This window comes from Fusibacter sp. JL298sf-3, assembly GCF_053842995.1.
Genome location: NZ_CM132608.1, coordinates 3,381,283 through 3,395,229 on the forward strand (window position 1 = coordinate 3,381,283; position 13,947 = coordinate 3,395,229).

9 protein-coding genes and 1 other RNA gene are annotated in these 13,947 nt (G+C 46.4%); 6 read left to right on the plus strand and 4 right to left on the minus strand.

Features of this window, described 5'->3' with window-relative positions:
* Positions 1-12 precede the first annotated feature (12 nt).
* On the plus strand, positions 13-1,266 hold the full coding sequence (locus ACR6HW_RS16130; protein ID WP_455728717.1) for a DUF1015 domain-containing protein: 1,254 nt from the start codon (positions 13-15) through the stop codon (positions 1,264-1,266).
* 65 nt (positions 1,267-1,331) lie between these two features.
* On the opposite strand, the gene ACR6HW_RS16135 is transcribed toward ACR6HW_RS16130, so the two are convergent.
* Together ACR6HW_RS16135 and ACR6HW_RS16140 are read right to left on the minus strand one after the other, a co-directional pair.
* Positions 1,332-3,221: a type I glutamate--ammonia ligase gene (locus ACR6HW_RS16135; protein ID WP_455730904.1), complete on the minus strand. Its 1,890-nt coding sequence runs from the start codon at positions 3,219-3,221 to the stop codon at positions 1,332-1,334.
* Between the two features lie 198 nt (positions 3,222-3,419).
* Positions 3,420-4,481, minus strand: a complete 1,062-nt coding sequence (locus ACR6HW_RS16140) for an AI-2E family transporter (protein WP_455728718.1) — start codon at positions 4,479-4,481, stop codon at positions 3,420-3,422.
* Between the two features lie 125 nt (positions 4,482-4,606).
* Between ACR6HW_RS16140 and ACR6HW_RS16145 the strand changes: the two genes are divergently transcribed.
* From ACR6HW_RS16145 to ssrS, 3 genes are all read left to right on the plus strand, one after another.
* The gene (locus tag ACR6HW_RS16145; RefSeq protein WP_455728719.1) at positions 4,607-5,191 is read left to right on the plus strand and encodes a hypothetical protein; all 585 of its coding nucleotides are present in this window, start codon (positions 4,607-4,609) and stop codon (positions 5,189-5,191) included.
* 15 nt (positions 5,192-5,206) lie between these two features.
* Entirely contained in the window at positions 5,207-6,130 is a 924-nt protein-coding gene (locus tag ACR6HW_RS16150; protein ID WP_455728720.1) for an RluA family pseudouridine synthase, read from the plus strand.
* 29 nt (positions 6,131-6,159) lie between these two features.
* A non-coding RNA gene (ssrS, locus tag ACR6HW_RS16155) (6S RNA) lies at positions 6,160-6,335 on the plus strand.
* Between the two features lie 97 nt (positions 6,336-6,432).
* Here the strand turns inward: ssrS and ACR6HW_RS16160 are convergent.
* Positions 6,433-6,846 (minus strand): bactofilin family protein, encoded by a 414-nt coding sequence (locus tag ACR6HW_RS16160; protein WP_455728721.1) that lies wholly within the window; start codon positions 6,844-6,846, stop codon positions 6,433-6,435.
* 19 nt (positions 6,847-6,865) lie between these two features.
* Positions 6,866-7,873, minus strand: a complete 1,008-nt coding sequence (locus tag ACR6HW_RS16165) for a M23 family metallopeptidase (protein WP_455728722.1) — start codon at positions 7,871-7,873, stop codon at positions 6,866-6,868.
* A 273-nt stretch (positions 7,874-8,146) separates the two neighbouring features.
* Here ACR6HW_RS16165 and ACR6HW_RS16170 point away from each other — a divergent pair, with 273 nt between their 5' ends.
* Positions 8,147-8,572 (plus strand): MarR family winged helix-turn-helix transcriptional regulator, encoded by a 426-nt coding sequence (locus tag ACR6HW_RS16170; protein ID WP_455728723.1) that lies wholly within the window; start codon positions 8,147-8,149, stop codon positions 8,570-8,572.
* A 35-nt stretch (positions 8,573-8,607) separates the two neighbouring features.
* Positions 8,608-13,947, plus strand: a complete 5,340-nt coding sequence (locus ACR6HW_RS16175) for a diguanylate cyclase (RefSeq protein ID WP_455728724.1) — start codon at positions 8,608-8,610, stop codon at positions 13,945-13,947.

A 13,947-nucleotide genomic window follows, 5' to 3' on the forward strand; every position in this document is an offset into this window, starting at 1 on the left:
GGAGGTATAAGAGTGGCAGTAGTTAGACCGTTTAAAGGTATTTTACCTAAGGCAGAGCTCGTAGAAAAAGTTGCGTGCCTACCTTACGATGTTATGAATAGAGCAGAAGCAAAGCAAATGGCAGAAGGCAACCCGTACTCGTATCTACATGTCGTGAGATCTGAAATCGATCTTCCCGACTCTGTAGGCGATTATGAGCCACAAGTATACGAGACGTCTAGAAAGACACTTGACAGATTTATCTCGGAAGAAATTATGTCACAAGATGGTCAATCGAATTACTACATCTACCGTCAGTTGATGAACGGTAGAGTACAAACGGGTATCGTCGCTTGTACGTCAATCGACGATTACATGAACGATGTTATCAAGAAGCACGAGTTCACGAGACCGACTAAAGAAGTGGACAGAATTAACAACTTCGATTACTGTGATGCCAACACAGAGCCTGTTTTCTTAACGTACAGAAAGAACGAAACCATTAACACAATCGTTCTCGACTGGATTAAATTCCACATGCCACTTTATAACTTCACAACAGATGACGACATTACGCACATCTTCTGGAGATTAGATGACCAAGCATTGGTTCAGCAAATTGAAGAAATCTTCGGCGGCATCGACTACCTTTACATTGCAGACGGTCATCACCGTTCGGCTTCTTCAGTAAAAGTGGGCTTAAAGCGTAGAGAAGAAAATCCAAATTACGACGGCACAGAAGAATTCAACTTCTTTATGGCAGTTATTTTCCCAGATGAAGACCTGTTCATTATGGATTACAACCGCGTCGTAAAAGATTTAAACGGTCACACGCAAGAAGCGTTTATGGAGAAAATTTCAGCGTGCTTCGACGTAGAAAAAGCCGAAGGCGAAGGCCCTTACAAGCCGATGCAAAGAGCGACTTTCGGCATGTTCTTAGATGGCGTATGGTACAAGTTATCTGCTAAAGACGGCATCTATGACCCAAAAGATCCAATTGATCGCCTTGACGTATCGATTCTTCAAAAGAACTTGCTCGATCCGATTTTAGGTATTGAAAACCCGAGAACAGACACCCGAATCGATTTCGTCGGCGGTATCAGAGGGTTAAATGAGCTTGAAAGACGTGTTAACGAAGGCTTTGCAGTAGCATTTTCAATGTACCCAACGACGATGGACGATCTCATCGACATCGCCGATGCAGGAGAAGTTATGCCGCCTAAGTCAACTTGGTTTGAGCCAAAACTTAGAAGTGGTCTTTTCGTACACAGATTAAACGACAAGTAAGATTTATATAAAAAAATCGCAGGGAACGCGTTCCCTGCGGTTTTTTTGTTGTGTAAAGCGATGTGCTATAAATCCATTAAGTTGTTTCGGTAAGAGAGGTACTGGTCGGTGAGCGTTTTCATATGAGCACTGAGATCGACTTGAAGTTCAGAGGCGCGCTTGTAGTTTTCGTCTGCAAGTGCTTCTTGTATTTCCGTAAAGAGCGAGGGCTTATCTACGGCGTCCTTCATCAACTTTTGCTTGAGGGTCTTAATGCGTTCCCAGTTCACGATGTCCAAGTCCGAGAAGTCCTCGTCGCCGTGTAATTTTTTAAAGCGGCGTATGGTTCTGCGGCAGCTCGGTATAATGCGTTCGCTTAGTTCGATGCACCATTCTTCTAGCATATAGGCTTTGTAAGACGCGATAACGGCATCGGTGAACACATTGCCTTCTAAGAGCGCCTGTGTTTTCTCATCACATTGATTAAAGACTTCGAGGTTGTCGTAGACAGTTTTTGGCGGCGTTCCAAAGAGCCTATTCCGTTCTTCTTCGCTGTAGTCCTCAAACACATCTTTTTCACTTCTATAAACGCGGTTGGCCTCCAGATAGAAATGTGGAGCGCCGTAGTGCTTAGAAAAGCCTTCTGCAAGAGCGTCTAGTGTCTGACCACTCGTCAACGTGTGTTTGATGCCGTCGAGCATCGCCTGATAGCACGCGGCGAGAAGCAGGTACGAGTTAGAGTTGGGGTTTGGAGAGCGGAGTTCAAAGCGCGTCGCCTTATCGTTGTCCATATCTCGAATGAGGCCGATGAGAACCGTTCTGTTTCGAGAGGGTCGATCCGGTGCCTGTCCTAGAGATGAGACGATGCACACCGGCGCTTCAAATCCCGGTTTCAGACGGTTTAAGCTGTCGTTGGTACTTGAAACAAAAGGGTTGATGACTTCGTAGTGTTTGAGAATGCCCATAAGTGCGCCGTAGCCAAAAGCCGTCATAAAGTGTTTTTGCATGTCAGTAGGGCTCATGAGGTTGACGTAGCGCCCGCTCCTCGTAAGTGCAGCGATGCCGATGTGATGGTGCTCGCCACTGCCGGCGACACCTTCAATAGGCTTGGCGTCAAAAGTAACGTTGAGACCACAAGATTCAAAGACATCGCGAATCATGTCTTTCGCCAAGATTTCTTTGTCGGCGGTGTTCAGCGCCGTGTCGTACTGCCAGTCGATTTCAAGCTGTTCCATAATGTGTGTGTATTGATTGGTACCGGCGAGCTTCGACTGAGCACCGCCCACTTCTTTGTGACCCATTTCAGGATGAAAACCGTAGCGGTCGAGTAAGAGCAGCGATTTCTCCATCGCCGTGCGCACCTGGCCGTAAGTGCGTTTCCAGTATTGTTCTTTTAAATTTTGTGAGGTGCTGAGCTTTTCGATATCACTGTGATGATTGGGGGTTTTGACCCAAAACTCGAGCTCGGTGGCGCTGGTCAAGATAATTTTTTCGACGGGTTCATTTAAGTCGAAAGTCGATAGATGCGCGTTTACAAGTGTTTTTGTGGCGGCTTCGAAAGCGCCAATCGCCTTCTTGAGAACGCTTCGGGAACAGACGGCGTTGCCGCTGTGCATCAGAAAAGCGGGGATGATTAACGTCCCGACAGGGCGCCCTTCTTCGTCTAGATGCTGCCAATTGTAGTCCACCACCCAAAGGGCTTCTAAGTCGGGGATTAAATCTACTTTGGCGTTGTTGATGGTGGCGATAAGGGGGAGGTGAACAGAAGACCCATCGGTTTGGATACCGTTTCTTAAAAACGCATCTAAATCGTTGAGAACCAGTGACACCGGAATGCGTTCGTCGGTGTGGTTGTTGCCGAAGTCGACGGCCATAAGGGAGATAAAACGGACTTCCGGGTGTTTGACAAGACATTTTTTTAACTTATCGGGTTCGCGATCGCTGAGTTCGATCGTATAAAGTAAAGACGACATAATGACCTCCATATTGAATATTTATGAATGATTATATCATAAAATATGATAATGTAAAGAATAAAAAAAAGAACAAAACCTCTGTAAACATTGTTAAAACTTTGTTTGTAGAGGAAGTTGTTCTTTTATAAAAACATAGAATAGTCGAAAAATGTTCGTGTTTAGGTGCGCAAACTCAAAACTCGGCGGTGCGATGCGTTCCTAAATCTCATTTTCAGTGGCCAGTCGGTAGCCCTCTAGCACAATCATGACGAGCATGACGAGTATAGGCCCTAAAATCAAACCGAGGACACCGATAATGCGGTAGCAGGTGTACATCGATATAATGGTTACTAGGGGATTGGCTCCAATCTTTGTGCTGATAATCTTCGGCTCTAGAATCTGGCGCGTCAGTGTGGTGGCGAGGTAGACAACCAGTAAAGCAACGGCCAGTTTGAACTCAGACGCCATAAGTAAAAAGATGACCCACGGAATGAAGACGATGGCGGGACCGACAAGTGGTATAAAGTCCACAAAGGCGACCATAAGCGCAATAAGTGGTGCATAAGGAATTCCGAGAACCAATAGACCGATAAGCGAAATGAAAAAAGTTATAGTGACCAGTATCAATATGGCTTTGACATAGCTTTTAATAGCGCCGAAGGCGTGGACTTTGATTTTGTGAAAAACCGGCGATTCAATGCGGTTGACCGTTTTTTCCACCCAAGCGACAATGGCTTCTCGATCTTTGGTGATAAAGTAGAGCGACAAAAAGAGAAAGAAGACGAACAAGCTGGCACTTGGTACCGCTTTGAGAATGCTGATGGCCTTGTTGAGCACATAGTTGGAAAACTCGGAAATCGCGTTGAAAATGACGTCGTAAAATTGGACGATTAAATCGGCGGCGTATATGGGGCCGTCATTCCACGGCAAATTGATTTCAATGGCGTTGGTATTTTGTGCAAACTCAGTTACGGCTGTGGAAGCTGCGGTGAGTTGACCCGAAAGATGGGATGTCGCCAGAAACCCTCTGTAAATACCGTAAGAGATGCCGCCAAACAAAACCGCTATAAAGACGATGACCACAGCGCCGACGATTATCGGATAGGGGATTGGCAGTTTCCGGCGTATGAAGCGGCAGAGTCGATTGAGGGGCTTAGCGATTAAGTAGGCGATGAGAAAAGGCAATAAAAAGAAAAAGGATTTAATGCCAATCCATAGCCCCAGTAGGCACAGGGTGGTAAATACAAAGAGAAAAATGATTTTGTTGACAAATGGATTCATAAGGACCTCCTCCATTTCTGTATAATAAAACAATAGGTCGATATCCCTGTAGGAATTGTTTGAAATAAAGGCTTTATGTTATAATGCTATTATACCCTAAAAAAACACAATTTGTTGGTGATTTTATGAATTATGAATTGAAAGACTTAAAGGAAGCGGTAGAGCGCTTCAGCAAGGCAATTGAACAGCACTCTAAAGAAGAAGTTGAAATGTACGCTAAGCGCATCGGCAATATCGCCGGTCAACTGAAAGCTGAGTTTTTCGCTGAGCACGTGGACGGCAACACCATTGAAATTAAGCCTTCGTCTTCAGACCATCACTTTAAACGCATCAACACCATTGCGTTTTTATACAAGCCGATGCCTTTTGAGAACGTCTACGAGACCGATGAGATTGAATACTATGTGAAAGAGCGCACAGAAGAACTGATGGAGTCCGGTGCTATAGACCCGCACAATGCCTTTTGGCAGGATCACAACATCGTCTACGGCAATGTCTACGGCTCATTGCCTGTGGAGTTGATGGACAACAGGGCATCTGAGCGCCTCAAACGTTGCGGGTGGCGTGAAACTGAAGTGGAAGTTTTGGAGATGAAAGGGGCGCCTGATGACTTTCAAGCGCGTCAAATTGCCAAGAACCATTACAGACACTACATCCTAATCAGGGAGTCGGCAACGGGAAGTTTGATGCTGCTACGGTATAATTTTTAAACGATAAGGAGTCATATGTTTGTAAATAGAGAAACGAGACGTCTGGATTACTGTGTCGAGAGCGCGGCGGCGGGGCTTAAAGTCATCGATGTCGTCATACGCTATATGGCAGTTTCCAGCCGTCTTTTCAGAACGTGTAAGAACAACAAAGCGGTGTTGCTCAACGGCCACTGGGGGTCTGTTAACCGACTGGTACGCGAGGGCGACATTATTTCGATTTTATTGGAACACGACGACAATACCTTTGAACCGGAAGCCATAGCGTTCGGTGTGCTGTATGAAGACGGCGATCTCCTCGTCGTGGACAAACCGCCTTTTTTAGTGGTTCACCCTACCAAAGGACACCCTTTTGGAACACTTGCAAACGGCGTCTCACACTACCAACGCGCGCGTGGTGACGACTATAAAATTCGCTTTATTAACCGACTGGACCGAGACACCTCCGGTGTCTTGCTCATTGCCAAAAACGGCTACGCACAGCAAATCGTCTCCAATCAAATGAAGGCTGACCTCGTGGAAAAATACTATGAGGCGATTGTTTGCGGTGTGCTGACACAGGATGAAGGCACCATCGATTTGCCCATCGACCGCGCACACGAAGACGCTATCAAACGCGCGGTGATTCCAGAGGGGCTGCCGTCGGTGACACACTACCAAGTCATTGAGCGATACGACGCACACACCCATTTGCGCATTAAGCTTGAAACGGGACGGACGCATCAAATTCGCGTACATCTGTCGCACATAGGGCATCCTATTTTAGGCGACGCGCTGTACGGTGACGCCTCGGACCTCATCGACCGTCAAGCCCTTCATTGTCAGTCGATGCGCATTAAACCGCCTAGAGAACAGGCGTGGTTAAAATGCTCGGCACCGACGCCAAAAGACTTTGAAAAGGTCTTAACGCAATTAAAATTGCGTCAAGGCATTGAAAATTGAAGTCAGTTATAGTATACTAAGCATAAACCAAGTGCCTGAAGTGTTGGTTGCTTTTGTAAATTTTACCACTGATGATATTTCGGGAGAACGTGTTCCGCTATGGATGGCAAGCTTCCTCAGAGAAGACGTCAGAAGTAGGGGATAGTCCACCCACCTGGAGAAGGTGTGGTGTGAAATTTATGGGCGACGGCATTTTGGGTGCTTTCGTTTTTAAAATGGACAGATTAAAAGCCCTATGGCGGTGACAGCTCAAGCTGTAATTGGCCGAGGGCTTTTTATTATACAGTTCTATGTAGCAGCCGTTAAGCTTGCTTTTGATCAGAAGCGTCCTCTTTTTCTTTAGAGAGACTAATGAGACGTGGTTCTTCGGCGTCTTGCGAGTCGATGGTACAGTTCCCTGTGAAATGGGCACCTTCTTTCGTATTAAAGCTCCTGGCGATGACGTCGCCGTCGAGAGAGGCGTTTTCATGAAGATTGACGCGGCCTTGTACGCTGACGTTGCCTTTACAGACGCCGTAGATCTCCGTACTGAGACAAGCGACATTGCCGGTGACCTTTGCCTGCTCGCTGATGATGATGTTGCCTTTGGAACTGATATCACCCAGTATAACCCCGTCAATACGTATGCTGCCGTCGCTTTCTAAGTCGCCTTTGACAGTAGAGTTCGGACCGATGATAATATCGAAATTCATTTCAATGTCCTTCTTTTGAAACATCGTGTAAGCCTCCTTAAATTTATTTGTTGAGAATGGTGAGCGGATTAAGTGGTGTGCCGTGGTAACGAATTTCAAAATGAAGATGGGTGCCGGTTGTCCTGCCACTTCTGCCTGTGGCGGCAATGAGATCGCCTTTTGTCACAGCGTCTCCGGCTTTCACACTAAAAGCTTTGCAGTGGGCATAGACGGTTTCGTAGCCGTTCCCGTGGTCGATGATGATGACGTTTCCGAAGTTGCCGTTGTAGTTGGAATAGGTGACGACACCTGTGCCGGCGGCGTAGATCGGCGTTCCCGACTGATTGCTGAGGTCGATGCCGTTGTGCATACTCGTACGCCCGGTAATCGGGTCGCTGCGATAGCCGAAGCCTGAAGTCAGTCTACCGGAAGTCGGATAGAAGTCAGGGCGTCTTTCCAGATAGCCGATGCGTTCCTCGAGGTCTTCTACAAGGGTGCTGTAGGTCTCAGAGTCGTCTCCCAGCGCTTTTTCAATTTCGTCAAGTGCAGTGAGGCTTTCGATTTCACCAAAGAGCACGGCGCTCTCAGCATCGGTTTCAAGAGTGGTGTTTTCGTCATTGTAAGCCGCTCTTGCAGACGATCGGCTCACCGGTGCCTTCAGCTCTGAATCGGTTTGCTCGTTGAAAATATCCACGAGTTGGGCGATGTAGGTGCGCGCCTCGTCCATTTCTTCGAGACGGGTTTCTAAAAACACACCCGATTCATCTAATGTCGCTTTAAGCTGTTCAATTTCTGATGCCCGACTGGCGTTTATGTTGACTAGGGTGTTGATTTTATCGTTGGTCAGCGTTAGATTTTCTTCCAGCTCGGTATTTTCTGATGAGAGCACCCGCGTCTGTTCAGACTTGTAAATGGTAGCACTTAGCAGACCGATGTTAAAGACGGCGAGTACCGCCAAAGTGACAATAGCGATGCCGAAGTTTAAGCGCATTTGCTTAATCGATTTGTCGGCAGTGGGAATAATCATAAGCGTCACCTTATGATTTTTAAAAAAAGATTTTAAGCGATTCATAACCCCTCCATAAATATATGTAAAATGTTATGTGAATATTGAGAAATGTGAGTTTTCTGTAATGAAAACTTAATATATTGTACCACTTTTTTTTGAAAATATCAACGAAACACAAAAATTAGTTTACCTAATTATCTTTCTTATTGTAAAATAGAAGAAAGCGCACTGTACAAAGTTAGTGTCGGTGGTCTATAGTTAGACTAGGGGATTCCTACCCAGAATGCCGGCAGTTAATTGTTTAAGTTATTAGAAATGATAAATTTGGAGGTTATTATGCAAGAACGTACTGTTAGAATAGAAGAAAATTTACGCCGTGTCTGCTATAAGATTAAAAAGAAAGGGCGTGAGATTTTAAACGATGTCGACATTACGCCACCGCAGTTTGAAGCGCTTCAACACTTGATTTTTCAAGAGCGCTTAACCATCGGCGAGTTGAGCAGTCGTATGTTTCTCGCATGCAGTACAGTGACGGATTTACTCGACCGCATGGAGCGCAACGACCTCGTCAAACGCGTAAAAGACGAATCGGATAGACGAATTGTTCGCGTGGAAGTATTGCCAAAGGGCCATGAACTTCTCGCGCGCGTTATGGACAACAGACGCAAGTATATTGAAGACATCCTAGAAGAACTGGATCCAAAAGTTATTGAAAACATCGATAAGAGTTTTGAAATATTCAACGCCAAAGTCGAACTGTAACACATCGTCTCACAAGATGCTAGGAGGGTAAGCGGTTGAAAACGATAAACGATCGGTACGAAGTGGTCAAGTTGCTGTCGAGAGGCAACAATGAAATTGAATATCTTGTCGTAGACCTCGATAAAAACAAGCAGCAGAAACGCATGCGTATTTTTGATGCGGAGATGTCCAATTCCCAATTTGTAAAAAACATGGAAGAAGAGTTCATCGTACTTAAGAATATGTCCCATGAAAACATATTAACCGTTTATGAGTTTCAAACCATAAGAACCATCAACAGCAGTCCCGTTAGCCGTAAACAGTATTTCTATACCTATGAACACTGGGAGGAAGAAGAGCGCGTGTCTTATCTTGAACTGGGCAAGTCCGAAATCAACACGGTGTTGGTGGGCCTGTGCAAGGCGCTACGCTACCTCCATTTTAGAGGGATTATATACAAGTACTTGAACTTCGATCAAATGATTATTCTCCGCAAAGATAAACGCGTCTTGGTAAAGCTCAAAGACGTGGCTGGCAACGGCATCAACGACTACTACTACAACGCCGATTACGAGCGGTTCAATCATTTTCTCGCACCTGAAATCTTGTGGGGAGAAGAAATCGACGAGACGGTGGACATCTATTCGCTCGGCACGGTCTTTTTTTATATTTACTATCAGATAGACCATTACTACAGGAACATCAAAGAAGTGATTCACACCGATGCGTCCAACGATATTCATTTGTTTATTGCTAAAGCGACCAGTGCCATAAGAGAAGAGCGGTTCCAGAATATCGGCGCTTTTATTAAGAAGATGAGCGGCCTCATCTGGACAGAAGTCGACCACTACGATTACATCTATTACGATAAAATTCACCGGCACACCAAAATCGCCGGGCGCGATGCCATTGTTTCAGAGGTGCGCGACTACATTGAATCCAAGCATAAGAAGACCGGGGATTTTGATGCGGTGATTATCAAGGGGGACAGCGGTACGGGCAAGACCCGTTTGCTGAAAGAAATGGCGCAAATCTCTAAATTCAATCGCTTTGATTGTATTTTTATCCGAATTGATGCGGTGGCGGAGAACCCGTACCTCACAGCGCGAAAAATACTTGCACACATTCAAAAGAAAGACGATGTTTCCCCAGTGTTGATTCAGAAATACGGTCAGGAACTCATCAGTTTGTCGCCGGAGCTCGCCGACCACTGGAACATTAAACAGACGGAGGTCATCGACACTGAGAAGGACTACCTTAGAATTCTCAACCGCATCTACAACTTTTTTATCGAGTACACCGCGTCTAACTTTACCGTTATTATCGTCGATGAAGTCGGTCGCATTCACTCGAAAGAACGCGTTTTTTACGAAATGCTCATGTCGGGCAAAGAGGCGTCCAACTACTTTTTGCTGTTTTCGTGCAACCAGTGGCAACTGGAGCATCTCAACCTCGGCGGCAGAGTAAAGACTATTAAACTGCCGTCACTTACACTGGAAGAGACCGGGGCGCTGGTAAAAACGGCTTTAGGGTGCAAGGCGATTCCCTATCATCTCACCCATAAACTCATGCTTGAAAGTCAGGGGAAGGTGAGCAAAATAGAGACACTTCTCAGGCAACTCTGGCAGGATAAGGTGATTTTCTTCGATCGTGAAAAGATGGACTGGAACCTCGAGCGCATCGACGATCAATTTAGTTTTGACCACGTGGAAAAGCGCGATTTTCAATACGACGTCATGCTAAAGTCCTTAAAAGAACCCTATGTGGACCTCTTAAAAAAGCTGTCGGTGATTACCCATTCGTTTAATTTCGAGTTGGTGGTAAAGTACGGCGAAGTCGATGAAGAGACTGCTTATCACTTCCTAACAGAGATGGAAAGCGAGAAGCTTTTGAACAAGCGCATCAGTGATGTGGAGTACGTGTTCGTCTTTTTTTCAAATGAACTGCGCAAGTACTTTGTCAATTTGGTGGCGGCCGATGCGCGGGTCGGCCTTTATGAAAAGCTGACGGGCTACTACGAAAAGCTTTTTATCGAGCGCGGCATCATTACCGAGAGCATCGTCGACTATTGCATCAACTGCGGCCGACTGGAGAAGGCGGCGCAGTACTGTATCACGTATTCTAAACGCTATGCCCATCAGTTTAACTACCCCAAGTCCTCTGAGTTGATGGAAAAGGGGATTGAGCTTTACAAGCGCCTCAATCGGGAAGACCACGTACTGGAGTACGCTCTGTTGTTGATTCAGCAATTGATTAAATCGGGGCGCCTTGAAACCGCCGCTCGCGTTGTGGGCGATATGGCCTCTTATGAAAACTTTCAAAAGCCCGCCTATATCGACATCATTACGGAAAAAGCCTATGTCCTCTATTACAAAAGCGATTATACCGGCGCTATGAAGTTGCTTGAGAAAACGGCATTGGCGTCGGCGCAGATCGACTACAAAGCCGGTCAAACACAGGCGATATTTGTCATGTGCAAATGTCTTGCGGCAGTTGGCAATTACGAAGAGCACTTTTTTAAATACGCTGAAGGCTACGATATGGCCTGTGAACTTGAGAGCCCGTTTTACATCGGCCTCTTCCTCAATGAAAAAGGGATTCACTACTTGCATCAGGCGAAATACGCGCAGGCCCTAGAGGCGTTTTCTGAAAGCCTCGAAGCTTTTCAGTCCGTGCAAAAAGACGAGTTTACCGTTCGCGCATTTAACAATATCGGCGCCGTTCATTACGAGGGGTTCGGCGACTTTATTATGGCCCGCGAATACTTTAGGAAAGCGCATCACCTGTCCCAAAGCATTAGCGATTCGATGAACATGCCCACACAGCTGAGCAACCTCGGTGAAACATATCAGGCGGAAGAACGACACGAGATGGCGATACGCTATTACGAACAGGCCAATCAAGTGGCTGAACGCATTGGCGATCGCGCCATGATGCTTCAAGCACTGCTCAACTTGTGTGCCAGCTACATCGGAAATGAAAATTACTCGAAAGCGCATATTCTCATGGCGCGTCTGGAACACGAGCACGCGTCTGTGTTGAGCGGAAGAGGCAATGCCATCGACTACTACTTCCTGCACTTCGATTACTTCATGGCCATGAACGCCCATGTGTCCTTGATCAAGTGGCGTGCCGACGCGCCGGAGCTTCACACCGACGACTCGTACAAGTCTTACCGTTTAAAGGTCTTTGACTTTAGAATTGCTTATTTGCAGAGCAAAAAAGACAACACTTGTGACCATTTCGATTTGTCTGAGCTCTCGGCGTTTGTCAAACAGATTGAAAAGCCCTTGTTGGCCAAGCACATGCGCATGTTTTTGCTCGAAATGATGTACGACAAGCTCGCCGACAAAGACTATCTGTCGGTGGCGGGGGTGGCGCGTCTCGACGATTTGCTCATTCCGCTTTACAACACCAAAACGGTTCGCGTCAAACGGGAAATCGTAGACGCGTGTTTTTCAGAATACCCCGTGGAGCGCATGCTGATGGTCCTCAAAGATATGGAGGGCGCATCCAACGAGATGATGTGGCGCACGTATCACATTATCGCCGATCTCTTTTGTGTCAAAGGGGATTTGTACAACGCGTTAAAATACAATTTAATGGCACTGGATATCATTTTTCAGCTCTCCATGCGCGTCTCTCAAGTCTATAAAGATTCGTACATTTTGCACGACGACAACAAAATTCGCATTAAAGACCATATCAATAAAATTGTGGCATCAATTGTCGAGGCGGAATCGATGCCGCATTGTGACGGCATTGTGGAACACGTGCCGTCTCTTGAAATGTACTTCGACCTCTCGGGACTCGACGCGCTCTACCGTCACCCGCGCTTTGAACGCATGATTGTAGAAAAGCGCCCGATGATTTTTGAGAACCGTTTTGTGTCGGCCACTGATTTGATTCAAAATCTCAAAAAAGATGAGATCCGCAACCTCAAATTGATTTTGAGCTATTTGACACAGTTGACGTTTTCTGACCGGGGAACGGTTTACATTTTAGACGAAAACGATTTTGTCAGCGAGAGCGTCGTCATTGGTGACGGGGAGCCCTACCGCGACTTGCCGAGGCTGATTAACAACGTCGGAAACGATATGGACGGGTACTACATCTCCAGACTGAATCCGTTGACCAGTGTGAAGTTGTTAAACGAACAGCAAAAAGGATTGCTGTTCATACCGGTTTACGAGCAAGAGACCGTACCGTCGGGGACTCAGCGTCGAGAAGACCTGCTGATTCTCAAGAAGAAAATTGCGGGGTATGTGTTGCTCGAGTCGTTTAGCGTCGTCCACCGGCTCAACGACGACGTTTTGGAAAAGGCCAAGCGGTTTATGAACCTGTTTTACGTGTTTATAGACAACTACAACTTAAAGCGGGTTTCCGCTATTGATAAACTCACAGGGGTTTATTTGAGAAAGTATATTGAACAGCAGTTTGCGGTTCAACTCAGTGTGGCGCGACAAAACAACGACAGCTTGTCGGTAATGATGCTCGATATCGACAAGTTTAAAAATGTCAACGACACCTACGGCCACAGAAAGGGCGATGAGATACTGACGCATCTCGGCGACATCTTAAAAAATTCTGTAAGAAGTTCAGACTATGTGGCGCGTTACGGCGGCGAAGAGTTTATCGTCTTGTTGCCGGAGACGCATGCCAAAGAGGCCTACAAAGTGGCGGAAAAAATCCGTGTACGCGTTGAAGAACGCAAACTTTTGGGCGACGGTAAAAAGCTCACAGTGAGTATCGGCGTCTCCACTTATCCAAAAGACGGCAGCAACGAAGACGAGTTGATTGAAAAGGCCGACCAAGCGCTTTACTACTCTAAAAACAACGGTAGAAACCAATCGACGAGCTGGGACGAGCACCTCATAAAAGAAGGACACCGTTACGACAAGTTAACGGGCATCCTCACCGGCAATATTTCGGCGGACACGCGAAATGTTCAAGCGATGCTCGACGTCGTCAATCAGCTCAAAGGGCATGTGCCGAAAACGGAGCGCGTACTCAACATGTTTGTCTCCATTCTCGATATTACCGAAGGAGAGGCCATTCAGTATATCCGCACATCGGCGACCGGCGAGGTCATTGAAGCGCTTTCCAAGCGCAAGGGACGCGATAAACTCGAGCGGCGTCAAGTGCTCAGCGACCGCCTTGTGAAGAAGTTCAGCAAGGCGACGTCGAGTTCTTTCTTTATCGACTGGGGAGAGAAGCAGACGCGAGAGGGCTTGCCCGACTGGAAGTCCTACATTGTTATTCATCTAGATGTGGAAGAAGGGGCGGCTTTTATGGCCATTGCCGTACGCATCACCGATAAAGAATTCGATTTTAGCAATTACAATTTTGTAGAAACACTCAATCCTATTGTCAAGAGGATTTTACTGGAAAGTTAG

Excerpts from the sequence above, each read along its gene's own strand:
- ACR6HW_RS16145 (WP_455728719.1), top strand. The coding sequence starts at position 4,607 with ATGAATTATGAATTGAAAGACTTAAAGGAAGCGGTAGAGCGCTTCAGC.
- ACR6HW_RS16140 (WP_455728718.1), bottom strand. The coding sequence starts at position 4,481 with ATGAATCCATTTGTCAACAAAATCATTTTTCTCTTTGTATTTACCACC.
- ACR6HW_RS16160 (WP_455728721.1), bottom strand. The coding sequence starts at position 6,846 with ATGTTTCAAAAGAAGGACATTGAAATGAATTTCGATATTATCATCGGT.
- ACR6HW_RS16170 (WP_455728723.1), top strand. The coding sequence starts at position 8,147 with ATGCAAGAACGTACTGTTAGAATAGAAGAAAATTTACGCCGTGTCTGC.
- ACR6HW_RS16150 (WP_455728720.1), top strand. The coding sequence starts at position 5,207 with ATGTTTGTAAATAGAGAAACGAGACGTCTGGATTACTGTGTCGAGAGC.
- ACR6HW_RS16165 (WP_455728722.1), bottom strand. The coding sequence starts at position 7,873 with ATGAATCGCTTAAAATCTTTTTTTAAAAATCATAAGGTGACGCTTATG.